Here is a 15,896-nt window from a genome sequence, read left to right as displayed (position 1 = left end):
GCGTGACGCCGCCGCCCTCCCGGCCCGGAGACACGAACGAATCGGACCGACGGTCCTCACGACCGGCCGACCCGGACCGGCCGCCCTCCCACCCGGAAGCCTCAGACGGCATGACGCCGCCGCCCTCCCGGCCCGGAGACACGAACGAATCGGACCGACGGTCCTCACGACCGGCCGACCCGGACCGGCCGCCCTCCCACCCGGAAGCCGCAGACGGCATGACGCCGCCGTCCTCCCGGCCGGGGGACGCCGGCGGCGCGGGGCGGTCGGTCTGTCCGGTGGAGGTGGCGGGTGGTGCGGGGCGGTCGGTTTCCCGGGCGGTGGTGGTGGGTGGGGTGTCCGGGAAGCGGGCCGAGGAGGGGGGCGGGGGCGCGCTGGGGGGACTCTGCGGGGGGCGGAGATCGGGGTAGCGGGGGCGTGTGATGCGTTCGGCGGACGCCGGGCGGGTGCCCGCCCTCTCCCCCGCACCCTGCTCGCCCTGCGCCACCGCACCGCCCCGACTCGTCCGGTCCTCGCGACTCTGCTGCACGCCGGACCGTCCCGGCAGCTGGTCCTGCCCGGTGGTGTCGGCCCTACCAGTGGATACGTCGGATGCGTGCGACCAGTTCACTCGGTTCGGCCGGTCGAAGAACCCCGGGCCGCCGGTCCGACCGGTCGCCTCGGCCGCATCCGGCGCTTCGCCCCGGCCGGCCGCACCGCTCCCCGGTCCGGCCCCGTCGGCCCCGCCGTCGGCGGTCGGCGCGGGATCGGGCGAAGGACGTCGCGGGATCGGGGCGTGCCGCGCTTCCGTGCTCATACGCCCCCCGTTTCCTCCTGCCCGGGCCAACTCCGCGTACGGGCCCGCGTGCTCCCCGGCGCGAAAGACGTCCGTCCCCGGGCACGCATACCCGCACACGCGGATCCGCATCCCGGCGCGGGTCAGGCGGCCGGAGTCGTTCCGCCGTACGTGCGCGTCACTCTACGGGTTGTCCGAGGGCGAACGGGAACCAGTCCACGACCGCGGGGTATCTGCCCGTATCGTCCCCCTACCCTGCGGTAATCCTGTCTGGCAGGCTGCGTTCATGACTGCGCGCGCCGCCGACCGGGCCCGTTACGACCGGGCCACCGCCCATCTGGACGCCCCTCTCGCGATCGTCGATCTGGAGGCCTTCGACGCCAACGCGGACGATCTCGTGCGCCGGGCCGGCGGCAAGCCGGTACGGGTCGCGAGCAAGTCCGTACGCTGCCGGCACCTGCTGGAACGGGTCCTCGCGAAGGACGGCTTCGCCGGGATCATGTCCTTCACGCTCGCGGAGTCGCTGTGGCTCGCGCGCTCGGGGTTCGAGGACATCCTGCTGGCCTATCCGTCCGCCGACCGGGCCCGGTTCGCCGAGCTGGCCGCCGACCCCAAGCTGGCCGCCGCCGTGACGGTGATGATCGACGACCCGGCGCACCTCGACCTGATCGACGCGGCCCGCGCCGGCGGGACCGAAGTGGTGCGGGTCTGCCTGGAGTTGGACACCTCGCTGAAGATGTTCGGGGGCCGGGTGCGGGTCGGGGCCCGGCGTTCGCCGCTGTACTCCCCCGCCCAGCTCGCCGACCTGGCGCGGACCGTGGCCGGGCGGCCGGGCTTCAAGCTGGTCGGGATCATGGCGTACGAGGGGCACATCGCCGGGGTCGGGGACAGTGTCGCCGGCCGGCCGCTGCGCTCCCGCGCGGTCCGGCTGATGCAGGCCACCGCCCGCCGTGAGCTGGCCGAGCGACGCGCCGCGGTGGTGCGGGCGGTCCGGGCGGTCACGCCGGACCTGGAGTTCGTCAACGGCGGCGGCACGGGCAGTGTGCAGACCACGGCGGCGGAGGACGCGGTCACCGAGATAGCGGCCGGGTCGGGCCTGTACGTGCCCCGGCTCTTCGACAACTACACGTCGTTCACCGGCCGGCCGGCCGCCCTGTTCGCCATGCCGGTGGTCCGGCGGCCGGGTGTCGGGGTCGTCACCGTCCTCGGCGGCGGCTACCCGGCCTCGGGCGCCGCGGGCCCCGACCGGCTGCCGGTGCCGTACCTGCCGCAGGGGCTGTCGTACGACCCGCAGGAGGGCCCCGGCGAGGTGCAGACCCCGCTGCTCGGCTCCGCGGCGGACGACCTGCTGATCGGCGACAAGGTGTGGTTCCGGCACGCCAAGGCGGGCGAGCTGTGCGAGCGGTTCGCCGAGCTGCAGCTGGTCGAGGGCGACCGGGTGACGGCGGTCGTGCCGACGTACCGCGGGGAAGGTCACACCTTCCTCTAACCTTCCGGTTTCCGGTCCACCGGGCGGATACCGCTGGTGATCGCGTCCATGTCGGACAGCGGCGGTCCGTCCGGTCCGGCGTCGAAGACGAACCGGACGACGACCGGGGCCGGGATGCCGGTGCGGGAGGGGAAGGCGAGGGACTGGACGTAGCCGCCGGGTCCCTCGGCCGTCCTGACCCGCCAGCGCACCAGGTATCCGTCGCCGCCGGCGACCGCGACCCGCCCGGCCTTGACGACCTGGTGGGAGCGGATGCCGCCGAAGGGCCGGCGGCCGCCGGGATCGTGGCCGTAGGCCGTCTCGGCCGCGTCCGGTACGTCCCGTTCGGCGACGGTGCGCGCGGAGCTGCCGTCGGCGCTGCCCGCGGTGCGGCTCTGAACCTCGCCGTGGCGGCACCGGCCGGTGTCGGCCGGGCAGGCGTAGGTACCGTCGGTGGTCATCACGACGTCGTCCTGGGCGAGGTACGAGGGGCTGGTCCAGCCGGTCGGGACCGGCAGGGTGATGCCGTTGAGCTGGTCGACCACGAGGGACGGCGGCGGTGGGGCGGTGGGGGCGGTGTTGATCGCGGTGTCCGTGCCGGCGCGCAGCTCGTCCGTGCGGAGCACGGTGGCGCCGCCGACGATCGCCGTCGCGAGTACCGCCCCGGCGGATATCAGCGCGACCGCCTTGGCACGTCCGGACGCCCCGGCCGCCGTCGGGGTCGGCGGCGCGGGGAGGCCGGAGGGGGTGCGCCGGTGCGCGGTCCAGGTACCGCCGTCCCACCAGCGCTCCAGGTGCGGAGCCTGTGGGTCGCGGTACCAGCCGGGCGGCGTCATGCTCACTCCCGCACTGTAGGACGGGAGTTGGGCCGCTCCTACAGGGGTGTGACGTACGCCCCGGAGATCCCGCCGTCCACCAGGAAGTCGCTGGCGTTGACGAAGGAGGAGTCGTCGCTGGCCAGGAAGGCGACGGCGGCGGCGATCTCCTCGGCCTCGGCGAACCGGCCGAGCGGGATGTGGACAAGGCGGCGGGCGGCCCGCTCGGGGTCCTTGGCGAACAGTTCCTGGAGGAGGGGGGTGTTGACCGGTCCCGGGCACAGCGCGTTGACGCGGATGCCCTCGCGGGCGAACTGGACGCCCAGTTCGCGGGACATGGCCAGAACTCCACCCTTGGACGCGGTGTACGAGATCTGTGAGGTCGCCGCGCCCATCCGCGCCACGAAGGACGCGGTGTTGATGATGGAGCCCTTGCCCTGGCGCCGCATGTAGGGGATGGCGGCCTTGCAGCACAGGTAGACGGAGGTGAGGTTGACCTCCTGGACGCGCTTCCAGGCCTCCAGGCCGGTCTCCAGGATGGAGTCGTCGTCGGGCGGCGAGATGCCGGCGTTGTTGAAGGCGATGTCGACGCTGCCGTAGGTGTCGAAGGCTGCCTCGAACAGGGCCTCGACCTGTTCGGCGTCGGTGACGTCGACCTTCACGAAGAGCCCGCCGACCTCCTCGGCGGCGGCCTTGCCGCGGGTGTCGTCGACGTCGCCGCAGACGACGTGCGCGCCCTCGGAGGCGAGCCGCCGTGCGGTGGCGAGGCCGATGCCGCTGCCGGCTCCGGTGATGACGGCGGTGCGGCCGACGAGTCGGCGGCAGACGATGTCAGGGGTCTCAGCGGTCACTGTGCGGGGCCCTCCGTGCTGATGAAGACGTTCTTGGTCTCGGTGAAGGCGGTGAGCGCGTCCGGGCCGAGTTCGCGGCCGATCCCCGACTGCTTGTAGCCGCCGAAGGGGGTCCAGTAGCGGACGCTGGAGTGGGAGTTGACGGACAGGTTGCCGGCCTTGACGGCGCCCGAGACGCGCAGGGCGCGGCCGACGTCACGGGTCCACAGGGAGCCGGAGAGGCCGTAGTCGGTGTCGTTGGCGATGCGGATCGCGTCGGCCTCGTCGTCGAAGGGGATGACGGCGGCGACGGGTCCGAAGACCTCCTCGACGGCCACACGCGCGTGCGGGTCGACGCCGGTGAGGACGGTCGGCGGGAACCAGAAGCCGGGGCCCTCGGGGGCCTTGCCCCGGATGCCGGGCGCGTCGGGGTCGACGTACGAACGGACGCGGTCCAGCTGGGATCTGGAGATCAGCGGGCCCATGTCGGTCTTCTCGTCGGCCGGGTCGCCGACGGTGACGGACTCGATCGCGGGGGCGAGGAGTTCCAGGAAGCGGTCGTGGACGGACCGCTGGACGAGGATGCGGGTGCGGGCGCAGCAGTCCTGCCCGGAGTTGTCCAGGAAGGACATGGGGGCGGCGGCCGCGGCGGCCTCGATGTCCGCGTCGGCGAAGACGATGTTGGGGCTCTTGCCGCCGAGTTCGAGGGTCACGCGCTTCACCTGGTCGGCGCAGAGCGCCATGACGCGCTTGCCGACGCGGGTGGAGCCGGTGAACACGATCTTGGCGACGCAGGGGTGGCGGACCAGGGCCTCGCCGGCGATGTCGCCCCGGCCGGGCAGCACCTGGAAGAGGTGCTCGGGCAGGCCCGCCGCCAGGGCGAGTTCGGCGAGGCGGAGGGCGGTCAGGGGGGTGGTCTCGGCGGGTTTCAGGAGCACCGCGTTGCCGGCCGCGAGGGCGGGGGCGGTCCCCCAGGCCGCGATCGGCATGGGGAAGTTCCAGGGAGCGATGACGCCGACGACCCCGAGGGGTTCGAGGAGGGTGACGTCGAGGCCGCCGGGGACCGGGATCTGGCGCCCGGTCAGCCGCTCCACTCCCCCGGCCGCGTAGTCGAGCAGGTCCCGGACGTTGCCCGCCTCCCAGCGGGCGTTGCCGACGGTGTGCCCGGCCTCCCGCACCTCCAGCTGTGCGAGCTCCTCGCGGTGTTCGTCGACGACGACCGCGAACCGGCGCAGCAGCCGGGCCCGGTCGGCGGGCGCGAGGGCGGCCCACCGCTCCTGGGCCTGGGCGGCCCGTCGTACGGCGGTGTCCACGTCCTGCTCCACGGCCCCCGGGACGGTCGCGATCACCTCCTCCGTGGCCGGGTTGAGGACGTCGAGTTCGTACTGGTGTGACAAGTGGTGCCTCACATGCGTTCGAAGGAGCGGCGCAGCTCCCAGTCGGTCACCGCGGCGTCGAAGGCGGCCAGCTCGACGCGGGCCATGTTGCGGTAGTGCGCGACGACCTCGTCGCCGAAGGCGGCCCGGGCGATGGGGCTGTTCTCCCAGAGCTCGGCGGCCTCCCGAAGCGTGGTCGGGACGTGCGCGAAGTCGGCGGTGTAGGCGTTGCCGGGGCAGGGCTCGGGGAGTTCGAGCTTGTGCTCGACGCCGTACAGCCCGGCCGCGACCAGGCCGGCGACGGCGAGGTGCGGGTTGACGTCGCCGCCGGGCAGCCGGTTCTCGAAGCGCAGCGAGCGGCCGTGGCCGACGACTCTGAGCGCGCAGGTGCGATTGTCGTGGCCCCAGGCGACCGCGGTCGGGGCGAAGGAGCCCGGCTGGAACCGCTTGTAGCTGTTGATGTGGGGCGCGTACAGGAGCGAGAAGTCCCGGAGGGCGGCGAGCTGTCCGGCGAGGAAGTGCCGCATGACCTCGGACATGCCGTCCTCGGCGGCGAAGACGCCTGCGCCGTCCGCGTCCGTCAACGACAGGTGGATGTGGCAGGAGTTGCCCTCCCGCTCGTTGTACTTGGCCATGAAGGTGAGGGAGACGCCCTCCTGGGCGGCGATCTCCTTGGCACCGGTCTTGTAGATCGCGTGCTGGTCGCAGGTGACGAGGGCCTCGTCGTACCGGAAGGCGATCTCGTGCTGGCCCGGGTTGCACTCGCCCTTGGCGGACTCGACGGTCAGCCCGGCCCCCGCCATGTCGTTCCGGATCCGGCGCAGCAGCGGCTCGATCCGCCCGGTCCCCAGCACCGAGTAGTCGATGTTGTACTGGTTGGCCGGGGTCAGCCCGCGGTAGTTGGCGTCCCAGGCGGCCTCGTACGTGTCCTTGAACACGATGAACTCCAGCTCCGTACCGACCTGTGCGGTGTAGCCGAGTTCGGCGAGGCGCTCCAGCTGGTGGCGGAGGATCTGCCGGGGCGCGGCGACGACCGGGGCGCCGTCGTTCCAGGCGAGGTCGGCGATGAGCATGGCGGTGCCCGCGTTCCAGGGCACCCGGCGGAGGGTGGCGAGGTCGGGGTGCATGGCGAAGTCGCCGTAGCCGCGGTCCCAGGAGGACATGGCGTACCCCTCGACCGTGTTCATCTCGGTGTCGACGGCGAGCAGGTAGTTGCAGCCCTCGGTGCCGTGGCGCAGGACCTCGTCGAGGAAGAAACGGGCGGCGAACCGCTTTCCCTGCAGTCGCCCTTGCATGTCGGGGAAGGCCAGGACGACAGTGTCGATCTCACCGCTCGCGACGAGGGTGTGCAGTTCCTCGACGCTGAGCGGGGGTGTGCGGTCTGCCACGGGAGGGCTCCTTGGGCTTCATCGCGCTGCTGCGGCCGGGCCGGGAGTTCTAAGGTATTGGCGAGAACCATTGCTTGGGAAGGGGGTACGGCCATATGTCGCTGGATGCGGACGGCGCCCTCGACGACCCGTTGACGCCGGTACTGCGACCGGTACGGGCGGGCAACGGCTTCGAGGAGGCGCTGGAGCAGATCCTCCAGGTCGTCCGGCTGGGCCTGGTTCCGGGCGGCGAGCGGCTGCCCGCCGAGCGGGAGCTGGCGGAGCGGCTGGGGATCAGCCGGGTGACGCTGCGCGAGGTGCTGAAGGTGCTCCAGGACCAGGGGCTGGTGGAGTCCCGGCGCGGGCGGTACGGCGGCACCTTCGTGCTGCCGCGCACCGACGCGGGCGGCGAGGACGAGCTGCGGCGCCGGATCGCCGAGGTCGACATCGAGGACGTGCTGCGCTTCCGGGAGGTCCTGGAGGTCGGCGCGGCGGGCCTGTGCGCGGCGCACGGGCTGACCGGCGAACAGACGCTCCGCCTCCGCGAGGCGCTCGCCCGCACGCACGAGGCACCGCTGGCGGACTACCGCCGCCTGGACACCCTGCTCCATCTGACGATCGCCGAACTGTGCGGCTCCCCCTCCCTCACCGCCCAGTACGCGGCGGTACGGGCGACGGTCAACGACCTCCTCGACTGCATCCCGCTCCTGGTCCGCAACCTGGAGCACTCGCAGCGCCAGCACATCGCCCTGGTCGAGGCGGTCCTGGACGGGGACGCGGACGGCGCCCGGGAGATGATGCGCGAGCACTGCGCGGGGACGGCCGCTCTGCTCCGGGGCTTTCTGGCGTAACGGCCGGTCGCCGTGCCATAAAGGTGTGGATGCACACCTTTGAGGGAGGGTCCATGGCCGGACGGCCGCTGATCGGCGTGAGCACATACCTGGAGGCCGGGGCGCGCTGGGGCGTCTGGGAGCTGGAGGCGGCCCTGCTGCCGGCCGGCTACCCCCGGCTGGTCCAGCGGGCGGGCGGCCTGGCCGCGCTGCTGCCGCCGGACGACCCGCGGCACGCGGCGTCGACGGTGGCCCGCCTGGACGGCCTGGTGATCGCGGGCGGCCCGGACGTGGAACCGGTCCGCTACGGCGCCGAAACCGACCCCCGCACCGGCCGCCCCGCCCGCGCCCGGGACGCCTGGGAGCTGGCCCTGATCGGCGCGGCGCTGACGGCGGGCACACCGCTGCTCGGGATCTGCCGGGGCATGCAGCTCCTGAACGTCGCCCTCGGCGGCACCCTCGTCCAGCACATGGACGGCCACGCGGAGGTGCCGGGCGTCTTCGGCAGCCACGAGGTGAAGCCCGTTCCCGGCACGCGGTACGCCGACACCGTCCCGGAGGAGACCGCCGTCCCCACCTTCCACCACCAGGCGGTGGACCGCCTCGGCACCGGCCTGCTGGCCTCGGCCCACGCCGCCGACGGCACGATCGAGGCGATCGAGCTCCCCGCCGGCCACGGCTGGGTCCTCGGAGTGCAGTGGCACCCCGAGATGGGCGAGGACCTGCGGGTGATGCAGGCTTTGATCACAGCCGCGTCCTGAGCCAGGCCAGCGCCGCGTCGCCCTGTGCACGCTGGAACGGGCGCAGGGTGGGCAGGCCGGGCGGCGCGGGCCGCACCGAGTGCTCCAGGAAGTAGCCGGTCAGGGCGGCGAGGGCGGCCGTGACGGCGGCCGGGTCGGCGTCCCGGCCGAGTGGATGCGCGGTGAACACGTCCTCCGGGTCCGGGCCGCCCTGCGCCCGTACGCACGGCAGCATCACGAGCAGGTCGAACCAGGGGGCGGCGCGCACCGCGTGCGGCCAGTCGACGAAGACGACTCCCCCGTCGGCCGTGAGCAGCATGTTGTCGGCGCGCAGGTCGGCGTGGGCGAGCGTGTCGCCGGCGACGGATTCCCGCCAGGGCGCGGCGAGTCCGGCCAGCTCGGCGAGGTGGGAGACGGTCCACGCGTCGAGGCGGTCGGCGACGCCGTCGGGGGCCTCGATCAGGCTGTGCCAGCCGTCGAAGGCGTCGCCGAGGTGCTCGGCGGCGGGTGGGGCGGCGCCGGGGGAGGGGGTGAGGGTACGGCCGAGGGTGGCGACGGCGTCGAGGACGCGGCGCAGTTCGTCCGGACGCCAGGGGACACGGGGCTGACGGCCGTCGACTTCCTCGAAGACCAGGGCCACCCAGGTGCCGTCGTCGTAGCTGCCGAGGAGGCGGGGCGCGGGGACGCGGGCGGGGAGGGCGGCGGCGTTGCGGGCCTCCGCGCGGTGCAGGGCGGGGCTGTCGGGGTTGGAGTCGGCGCTGACCGCCTTGACGAAGGCGGTGCGGTGGGCGGCGGTGCGGATCCGGGCGGCGACGCCCGGAGAGAAGCCGCCGGGCTGGGTGGTGGCATGGGTGACCGGGGCGCCGCCGAGCAGGTCGGCGACGGCGGTACGGACGGGGGCGGGAAGGGCTTCCCAGGGGGTACGGGTGCCTTCGGCGGGCGGGGCGGGGGTGGGCATGGGGCGATGGTGGAGGCCGTGGCATGGATACCGCCAAGGATTTTCGCGTCGGCCGGAACGGTCTCGTCCGTCACCCCCGGGTCAGGGAGAGCAGCTCGCGGGCCGGGCCGGTGGGGCGGTGGCCCGTCGGCCAGACCGCTCGCAGGTCGCGCCGTAGCGCGATGCCCTCCACCGGGATGCTCACCAGGCGCCGCATCGCCAGTTCCTCGCCCACCGCCAGTTCGCTCAGGACCGCCGGGCCCGCGCCGCTGACCGCCGACGCCTTCACCGCCGTGGTCGAGGACAGCTCGATCAGCGGGCGGGCCAGGCCGCCCAGCGCCGCGTCGAGGACCTGGCGGGTGCCGGAGCCGCGCTCGCGGAGGATCAGGGGGGTCGCCGCCAGCTCCTCGGCCGCCAGCGGGCGCCGGCGGCGGGCCCACGGGTGCGCGGGGGCCGTCACCACGATCAGGCGGTCGTGGGCTATCACCGTCGAGTCCAGGCCCTGCGGAACCGTCAGCCCCTCCACGAAGCCCAGGTCCGCCTCGTCCGCGAGCAGCCGTTCGGCCACCGCCGCCGAGTTGCCCGCGAGCAGGGACACCGCGGTGTCGGGGCGCTGCGCGCGCAGCGCGAGCAGCCAGCCGGGCAGGAGGTACTCGGCGATGGTCATGCTCGCCGCGACCCGCAGCCGCGAGTCCCGGCGGTCCCGCAGTGCCTGCGCCCCCGCGTCGAAGGCCTCCGCCGCCTCCACCACCCGCCGCGCCCAGTCGGTCACCAGCGCCCCCGCGTCGGTGAGCCGCGAGCCGCGTGGTGAGCGGTCGACGAGGGCCACCCCCAGCTGCCGTTCCATCGAGCGGATCCGGCTGCTGGCCGCCGGCTGGGTGATGCCGACCTCCCGGGCCGCCGCCCCGAGGCTGCCCAGCCGCGCCACCGCCAGGAGCAGCTCCAGCGCACCGAGATCCGGCACCCGGTGCGCCAGCGCGCCGCCTGCCGTCCGCTCCCCCGTCTCGCCCGTCTTGCCCGTCTTGCTCATAAGACCAGCTTATGCCCCCATAGACCCGGACTCCCTGGTCGCGGCCCCGCGTCAGCAGGACGGTTGATTCATGGTCACCGCAGTCCGGTATCTCGGTCCCAACTGGTACGCCTCCGTCATGGGCACCGCAGCCCTCGCCCTCGGTGGCGCCGCGCTCGGCGTCGCCGGCCTGCGCGAACTGTTCGTCGGCATCTGGGCACTGTCCCTGCTGCAACTCGTGGTCCTGCTGGCCGCGCGGGCCCTGCACTGGGCCCACCATCCCGACCAGGCCCGCGCCCACCTCCGCGACCCCGCCATGGCCCCCTTCTACGGCTGTCTCTCCATGGCCCTGCTAGCGGTCGGCGGCGGTGCCCTCGCCCTCGGGCGGGACTGGATCGGCGAGCCCGCGGCCGTCGCCCTCGACGCCGTGCTGTTCGTCGCCGGTACGGCCGTGGGCCTCGCGGCCGCCGTCACCGTGCCGTACCTGATGGCCGTACGGCACCGGGTCGAGGCCGGTCAGGCCACCCCGGTGTGGCTGCTGCCGCTGGTCGCGCCCATGGTGTCGGCCGCGCTCGGACCGCGGCTGGTCCCGTATCTGCCGCCCGGGCAGCCGCGCGAGACCCTGCTCTACGGCTGCTTCGCGCTCTTCGGGCTGAGCCTGCTGGCCACGCTGCTGATGCTGACGCTCGTCTTCGCCCGGCTGGTCACCGTCGGTCCGCTGCCCCTCGCCCTCACCCCCACGGTCTTCCTGGTGCTGGGCCCGCTCGGGCAGTCCACCACGGCGGTCGGCGCCTTCGCGGACCTCGCCCCCGGGGTCGTACCGGCCCCGTACGCCGCCGGTTTCGGCCTCCTCGCCGTGCTCTACGGCGTTCCGGTCATGGGGTTCGCGCTGCTGTGGCTGGCGCTGGCGGTCGCGCACGTGGTCCGGGCACGCCGGCAGGGCATGCGGTTCACCATGACGTGGTGGGCGTTCACCTTCCCGGTGGGGACGTGTGTCACGGGCGCCGCCGCGCTGGGCCGGCACACCGGGCTCGCGGTGTACGACTGGCTGGCGGTGGGGCTGTACGCCCTCCTCGTCGCCGGCTGGCTCGCGGCCGCTGCCGGCACCGTACGCGGGCTGGTCAGCGGCGAGCTGCTCGCAGGGCCCCGTCCAGCAGCCGTGGCGCCTCGGCCAGTGACGGGCCGTACCACGTCAGGTGCCGCCCGCTGACCAGTGCGCACGGCAGGCCGGGGAAGGCCTCCGGGCCGTCGCCGGCGGTGAAGCGGTAGGGCTCGTCCGGAAGGACGACCAGCCCGGGCCGCGCGTCGTTCAGTTCCGCGACCGGGATGCGGGGGTAGCGCTCGGGGTGGGCGGCGTACAGGTTCTCGATCCCGAGCCGCTTGAGGGCATCCCCCGCGAAGGTGTCCCTGCCGAGGACCATCCACGGCCGCCGCCAGATCGGGACGACCGCGGTGGTACGGGGTTCGGGCACCGGCGCCGACCAGGCATCCTCGGCCTCGTCCAGCCAGCGCGGGCGGGTCCGCGCGCCGCACGCGGTCAGCACCCGGGCCAGCTCGCGGAAGGCCTGTGGTACCTCCCGCACCTCCGTGACCAGCACCTCCACGCCGGCCGCCCGCAGGGCGTCGAGGTCGGGGGCGCGGTTCTCCTCCTCGTTGGCGATCACCAGGTCGGGGGCGAGGGCGAGGATCCGGTCGAGCGCGGGGTTCTTGGTGCCGCCGACACGGGTGACGTCGAGGTCGGCCGGATGGGTGCACCAGTCGGTGGCACCGACGAGGACTTCGGGGAGCGTTTCCGCGACCGCCTCGGTGAGCGAGGGGACCAGGGAGACCACGCGCATCAGCGGGGGCGGTCCTGGACCGCCTCGATGTGTTCCGCCACCGCGACCACGATGACCCGGGTGTCCGGGACCGTCGCCCGCCAGCGGTGCCGGACTCCGCCGGTGAGGTAGAGGGTGTCGCCGCGGCCGAGGCGGTAGGCGCGGCCCTCGGCCTCGACCTCCACCGCGCCGTCGGCGACGTACATCAACTCGTCGTTGCGGTGCTGGAATTCGCGGCCGGCGTCGTGGTCGCCGGTGAACTCTGAGGCGTGCAGTTGATGGTGGCCGCGCACCAGGGAGCGCACCTTGCGCGCGAAGTCCGGCTCGGTGGCGTCGGCGCGTACGACGTCCACGCTGCACGCCGGGTCGGCGGCGGCGAGGAGTTCGACGGCCGTGGTGCGCAGGGCGTCGGCGAGCTTCTCCAGGGAGGTGCGGCTGGGCCGGGCCCTGTCGTTCTCGATCTGGCTCAGGAAGGGCACCGACAGGCCGCTGCGTTCGGCCACGACGGCGAGGGTGAGCTCCAGCGCCCGGCGGCGCCGCCGGACTGCCGCGCCCACCCGCACGGGTTGCTGGTCTTTGTGGTCGCCCATCGCTCCGGCTCCCTCCTTCGCTCGTCGTTCCGTCTTCCGGGTGCCCCGCTTCGGCCGGGCCCCCTCTGTTGGGTTCTCTGCACCCTACGCATGTTCGGCAAACCGTTTCAGGCGGGCGTCACATCCCCGTCACGTCGGGTGAGCGCGACCCTCACAGTTCGCGCCAGTAGACGAGCTCGCCGGACTCGCCGGGCGCGGACTCCTCCTTCGGGATGAAGACGCTGACCAGGAGGGCCGGACGGCCGTCGGGGTCGGTGAGCAGCGTGGCCGACGGATTGGCGAAGGCGCCGCTGCCGCCGGGGGTGCGCAGGCCGAGCCGGTCGGCCCGGCCGGAGGCGGGGTCGTAGGCGTAGACCGACCAGCTGCCGAAGTCGTCGCGCAGGCGCTGGCCCTCGATCAGGACGAGGGAGTGCCCCATCAGTTCAGTGCGTGAGCGGTCGCCGATGTTCCCGGCGGTGCCCCAGGCCAGGAGTGCCAGGTCGAGGCGCTGATCCGGGCGGGCCCGCCAGACGGTGAAGTCCCGCAGGGTGGCGCGGAGTTGGCGGTCGGTGGCGCAGCCCGCGCGGTAGTGGCCGGTCAGTTCCACGGTGTCGCCGTGGACCGCGGTGATGTCCGGGGTGCCCTCGGCGCAGCGGGACAGGGTGCGCGGCGCGTCGAACGCGCGGTCGGCCGTTCCGGTCAGCAGCGGTGAGGCTTGGGTAGTGCCGTAGCGCTATGTGGTTGGCCGGATCCTTTTCGTAGGCGAGGACCCATCCCCCGGTGCCGTCGGTGCGCAGGGAGGGCTGGCTGGTGCCCGGGCCGAAGTTGTGGCGGCGGGTCCAGGTGCGCAGGTCGGTGGAGGTGGCGACGGCCGTGTGGAAGCGGCCGTCGGCGAGGGTGGTGTGGTAGGCGGCGAGGTAGCCACCGCCGTACGCCCCGGGTACCGGGGTGATCTCGGCGGTGTCCATGGTCCGGCCGGTGTCGTCCCGGGCGTCGAACACCGCGCCGTCCGCCCGTGTCACGTCCCCGGCGAGCGCCTCGAACCGGGCGGTGGCGACCGACGCCGGGTCCGGGCTCGCCTCGGAGAACTGCGGCACGGCCACGGCGGCCGTCAGCAACAGCAGGAGAGGCAGAAGCGTCTCTAGAACTCTGTGTGTGCCTGGGGTTTCCGGGCTTTTCGGGCGCGGCGTGGCCGTGTGCGGTCGCTGTCCGGTGGTCCGATCCTCGGGGTGAGGGGGTGGACTTCGGTGGCGTGCAGGTGGTGGAAGCCGGTCCGCTCGGCGGCGCGGGTGCGTCGTCGACAGGTTCTGCGTGAGAGCCGCATCCGGCCGGATCGAAGAGGGTCTTCCGCGATCGGGTGGGGTGCGGGTACTCCATGACCTGGCACCGGCCCGGAAACGGGGGCTGGTGTCGTGGTGTCATGCCCCGCCGGACGCTGAACCATCCCGGTGGGGGTGGTGGCGGGGACCGTACGCACATCGGGCATACGGCGGGAAGTCTTCTGGCCCGGGCCGGTGCCTGCGGCGGAGTACCGGGGGCTGCTCGGCCTGCTGGGCGTGGGATACCCCTTGCCTGGGGTGGCCTTCGGCCCGCGCGGGCGGGGCGGGGCCATCTCCGCGTGGCGCTGGCGGCGCAGGCGGCGGGTGCTCTTCTTGGGGCGGCGGACCAGAGCCACCATGCCCTCCACCGTGGTGCGGATATTCCGGGTGCCGGTGGAGCGGTCGGTGGTGGTGTGGGCCTGGGCGAGCAGGCCTCGGGAGACGATCCGGCGGGCGGCGGCCTGGTCGCGGTCCATCGACAGCCCGCAGCTCGCGCAGTGCGCCCACTTCCAGCCCCGCTCGTGCAGCCGGTCGGGCGCGGGGTGGTGGGTGAGCGTGCCCAGGCAACCCGGACACAGTCTGGAGGTACCCCGGGCCGGAACGGTGACCACCGCGATACCCGCCTTCACGGCCAGATGCCGGATCGCCTCGGCCACCGTGCCGCGCACCTGCCCGGACAGCCGGGCATTGCCCCGCCGGTGGCCACGCGCTTCCAGAGTCGCGAGGTCTTCGAGGTAGATGACACTGGCGCCGAGCGCTGCCGCCTGGTCGACGGCCCAGCGGGCCGCCGCCCAGGCCAGCGCGGCATTCAGCTGCCGGATCCGGGCACACACCCGCACATGCTCCGCCTCCAGCACCCGGGCCCGGTCGAGGTGTTCGGGCCGGCGCAGGTGTGGGGAGCCGAGCCCGTCCGCGAGGGCCTGGTGGTGGTCGCGTTTGGCGGCCAGGTGCTCGCGGTGGCCGCGCAGCCGGTGCAGGGCGGCACTCACGGTGGTGGCGTCGAAGACCAGGGGACGCCCGTCGGTGACCACCCGGCGGGTGGCGCCGCGTCCGGTCAGGCGGCCCAGGGTTCCGGTGAGCAGGGGGTTGACGCCCCAGTCGAAACCGAGCGCGATCGTGTGCCCGCCCGTCTTGGTGGCCGTCACGGGCCGGGAGTGCGGCAGGTCGACGGCGATCCGGCCGGTGCGGGTGGGACGCAGGGTCGGAGTGTGCAGTACAGCGTCCGGCGTGACAGTGCGGGGCAGCCGGATGTCGATCACATGCCAGGCCCAGTCGCGGCCCGTGGCGGGGACCGCCCGCAGGGGGAGCTTGACCCGCAGCCGGGCACTGGCCGCATCCACCCGGGCCAGGGTGACCTGCTGGCCGTCCATCGCCGCCAGCAGCACCTGGGGAGCAATCTGCGGCGGATCCTCCAGGGCGCACAGCCCGGCGGGCAGGCATCCGTGCCCGGCCACGTACGCGCGGACCTGCCGGGTGCGGTTGCGGATCTCCGCACCGCTCACCCCAGCCGGCAACAGCCCACGCAGCGCCGCCCACTTTGCCTCCGTGTGACGGCTCGGATCGGCCGGCCAGGCCTCCAGGACCGCGGCCACGATGGTCCGCCGGTGCAGGGCCAGCCGCAGAGTACGCGCGGCATACTCCTCCACGCCCCGCCGCACCCGGTCCGAGACATACACCCCAGCCGGGGACGGCACAGCCTGCGGCCAGTTCAGACGGCGCATCGCCATCCACCCCTTGGACGGCAGCTTCTCGCCCCGCTCGTCCACCCCGGCGGCCAGCACGTCCAGGGACTCCTCATCCCACCGGGAAGCCACCAACGCGCCGGTCAGTGTCCGGCTCAACTCCGCCAGAAAACCCACCCGTTCCAGCAGGACCCGTCGGCCGACCCGCTCACCACTGGCCTCCAGGACACCGGCGAAGGCGGTGCACGTGGCCGTCGCCATCAGCCTGGCCATGCCCACCACCCCGCCTTTCCACCACGTGTCCAGTCATCTTCAGCGGCCGCATCCCGGCACTCCGATCGACCTAACGACCGACCATCACA

At 73.8% G+C, this 15,896-nt stretch carries 14 protein-coding genes; 4 read left to right on the top strand and 10 right to left on the bottom strand.

The annotated features are described in order from the left end of the window. Positions 1-1,061 precede the first annotated feature (1,061 nt). Positions 1,062-2,264 carry an amino acid deaminase/aldolase gene (locus ACGFZQ_RS21420; protein ID WP_393841646.1) on the top strand — a complete coding sequence of 401 codons (1,203 nt, stop codon included), beginning with the start codon at positions 1,062-1,064 and terminating at the stop codon, positions 2,262-2,264. Here the strand turns inward: ACGFZQ_RS21420 and ACGFZQ_RS21415 are convergent. From ACGFZQ_RS21415 to ACGFZQ_RS21400, 4 genes are read right to left on the bottom strand one after another with little or no spacing between them, the layout of a single operon-like run. Next, positions 2,261-3,079, bottom strand: a complete 819-nt coding sequence (locus ACGFZQ_RS21415) for a DUF2510 domain-containing protein (RefSeq protein ID WP_393841813.1) — start codon at positions 3,077-3,079, stop codon at positions 2,261-2,263. The genes ACGFZQ_RS21420 and ACGFZQ_RS21415 overlap by 4 nt on opposite strands. Positions 3,080-3,117: 38 nt before the next feature. Further along, on the bottom strand, positions 3,118-3,909 hold the full coding sequence (locus ACGFZQ_RS21410; protein ID WP_393841645.1) for a 3-oxoacyl-ACP reductase: 792 nt from the start codon (positions 3,907-3,909) through the stop codon (positions 3,118-3,120). Beyond that, complete coding sequence (locus tag ACGFZQ_RS21405) at positions 3,906-5,285, bottom strand: aldehyde dehydrogenase family protein (protein WP_393841644.1); 1,380 nt, start codon at positions 5,283-5,285, stop codon at positions 3,906-3,908. Before ACGFZQ_RS21405 ends, ACGFZQ_RS21410 begins: the two co-directional genes overlap by 4 nt. 8 nt (positions 5,286-5,293) lie before the next feature. Next, positions 5,294-6,652 carry a glutamine synthetase family protein gene (locus ACGFZQ_RS21400; RefSeq protein WP_393841643.1) on the bottom strand — a complete coding sequence of 453 codons (1,359 nt, stop codon included), beginning with the start codon at positions 6,650-6,652 and terminating at the stop codon, positions 5,294-5,296. Positions 6,653-6,747: 95 nt separating this feature from the next. Here ACGFZQ_RS21400 and ACGFZQ_RS21395 point away from each other — a divergent pair, with 95 nt between their 5' ends. Further along, entirely contained in the window at positions 6,748-7,482 is a 735-nt protein-coding gene (locus ACGFZQ_RS21395; protein WP_393841642.1) for a FadR/GntR family transcriptional regulator, read from the top strand. A 53-nt stretch (positions 7,483-7,535) separates the two neighbouring features. Beyond that, complete coding sequence (locus ACGFZQ_RS21390; protein WP_393841641.1) at positions 7,536-8,222, top strand: gamma-glutamyl-gamma-aminobutyrate hydrolase family protein; 687 nt, start codon at positions 7,536-7,538, stop codon at positions 8,220-8,222. Here the strand turns inward: ACGFZQ_RS21390 and ACGFZQ_RS21385 are convergent. Together ACGFZQ_RS21385 and ACGFZQ_RS21380 are read right to left on the bottom strand one after the other, a co-directional pair. Then, complete coding sequence (locus tag ACGFZQ_RS21385; RefSeq protein ID WP_393841640.1) at positions 8,206-9,159, bottom strand: phosphotransferase family protein; 954 nt, start codon at positions 9,157-9,159, stop codon at positions 8,206-8,208. The two genes, ACGFZQ_RS21390 and ACGFZQ_RS21385, sit on opposite strands and share 17 nt — an antisense overlap. Before the next feature lie 70 nt (positions 9,160-9,229). Continuing rightward, positions 9,230-10,168: a LysR family transcriptional regulator gene (locus ACGFZQ_RS21380; RefSeq protein WP_393841639.1), complete on the bottom strand. Its 939-nt coding sequence runs from the start codon at positions 10,166-10,168 to the stop codon at positions 9,230-9,232. Between the two features lie 70 nt (positions 10,169-10,238). On the opposite strand from ACGFZQ_RS21380, the gene ACGFZQ_RS21375 reads away from it, so the two are divergent. After that, positions 10,239-11,357, top strand: a complete 1,119-nt coding sequence (locus ACGFZQ_RS21375; protein ID WP_393841638.1) for a TDT family transporter — start codon at positions 10,239-10,241, stop codon at positions 11,355-11,357. On the opposite strand, the gene ACGFZQ_RS21370 is transcribed toward ACGFZQ_RS21375, so the two are convergent. From ACGFZQ_RS21370 to ACGFZQ_RS21355, 4 genes are all read right to left on the bottom strand, one after another. Then, a complete protein-coding gene (locus tag ACGFZQ_RS21370; RefSeq protein WP_393841637.1) occupies positions 11,269-11,985 on the bottom strand; it encodes a helical backbone metal receptor in 717 nt (238 codons plus the stop codon). The genes ACGFZQ_RS21375 and ACGFZQ_RS21370 overlap by 89 nt on opposite strands. Continuing rightward, the gene (locus ACGFZQ_RS21365; protein WP_351735882.1) at positions 11,985-12,554 is read right to left on the bottom strand and encodes an XRE family transcriptional regulator; all 570 of its coding nucleotides are present in this window, start codon (positions 12,552-12,554) and stop codon (positions 11,985-11,987) included. Before ACGFZQ_RS21365 ends, ACGFZQ_RS21370 begins: the two co-directional genes overlap by 1 nt. Before the next feature lie 151 nt (positions 12,555-12,705). Continuing rightward, entirely contained in the window at positions 12,706-13,140 is a 435-nt protein-coding gene (locus tag ACGFZQ_RS21360) for a hypothetical protein (protein WP_393841636.1), read from the bottom strand. Positions 13,141-13,674: 534 nt separating this feature from the next. Continuing rightward, entirely contained in the window at positions 13,675-15,807 is a 2,133-nt protein-coding gene (locus tag ACGFZQ_RS21355; RefSeq protein WP_393841635.1) for a zinc ribbon domain-containing protein, read from the bottom strand. Positions 15,808-15,896: the final 89 nt, after the last annotated feature.

It is taken from the genome of Streptomyces sp. NPDC048254 (genome assembly GCF_043201895.1).
Classification (GTDB): domain Bacteria; phylum Actinomycetota; class Actinomycetes; order Streptomycetales; family Streptomycetaceae; genus Streptomyces.
Note: the sequence above shows the minus strand (reverse complement) of the source record. Positions and strands in the feature narration are given on the sequence as shown.